Origin of the sequence: Streptomyces sp. NPDC059371 (assembly GCF_042751995.1) — a bacterium.
In the GTDB taxonomy this organism is placed as follows: Bacteria; Actinomycetota; Actinomycetes; order Streptomycetales; family Streptomycetaceae; genus Streptomyces.
In genome coordinates, this window is sequence record NZ_JBHYXD010000144.1 from 16,200 (window position 1) to 16,972 (window position 773).

Annotated in this window: 1 protein-coding gene; it reads right to left on the reverse strand. The window is 68.4% G+C overall.

Going from position 1 to position 773, the window contains the following annotated elements; translation table 11 throughout:
* Positions 1-113 precede the first annotated feature (113 nt).
* The gene (locus tag ACFXGX_RS40730; RefSeq protein ID WP_384802691.1) at positions 114-440 is read right to left on the reverse strand and encodes a PRC-barrel domain-containing protein; all 327 of its coding nucleotides are present in this window, start codon (positions 438-440) and stop codon (positions 114-116) included.
* Positions 441-773: the final 333 nt, after the last annotated feature.

The window sequence follows — 773 nt, forward strand, 5'->3', positions numbered from 1 at the left end:
GCGCCCCCCCCCGCGCCGCCGCGCGGCGGGGGGCGGCGCGGGGGGGGCGGGCCGGGGGGGGCGCCCGGGCGGGCGCCCGCGCCCCCCCCCCACTTCTGGGCTGGTGCTCGACGTCAGATGCCGCGCTGGGTCTGGTAGTAGCTGCCGACCTGCTTGTCCTTGTCGAACTCGGGGGAGTCCTTGATCTGGTCCTTGGTGAGGGCGACGTAGATCTTCCGCTCGGCCTGGTCGACCGACTGCACGGTCCCGGCCGGCAGCAGCACATGCTTGCCCAAGATCCATACGCCGGTGTCGACGACGAGGTAGGCGGAGTTGACATCGTCCGAGTGCTTGTCGACCTTGCCGATGCTGCCGTCGGTGGCCTCGACCTTGTATCCGATCAGGTCGGTGCCTGCGGTGTGGTCGGTGGCCGGCTGGTAGCCCCAGATGTTGTCACTCATAAAGAACGGCTCCCATGTCGAGATTGATTGCTACTGCCGCAGCCGAACTGCGGTTAGTGCAGGCGTCATCGAATCCGGTGACGCTTCCTCGGAAAGCCGGGTTCCCCGGCTTCTGGGCCCCGTACATTCACGTTCACGCCGAGACGAGATGCGGATGGCCGGAGGTGCCGTGCTGGAGGCCGTGGTTCCTGGCGTCACGGCCACCTCCGGCCATGGTTTCCAAGTACCCCGTATCGGTAGAATCACCACTTTCATCCCTGCAGTGACAGGAAGAGACAGGAAACGGGGGGGGGGGCGCGGCCGGGGGGGGGGCGCCCCCCCCGCCGGGTGTGC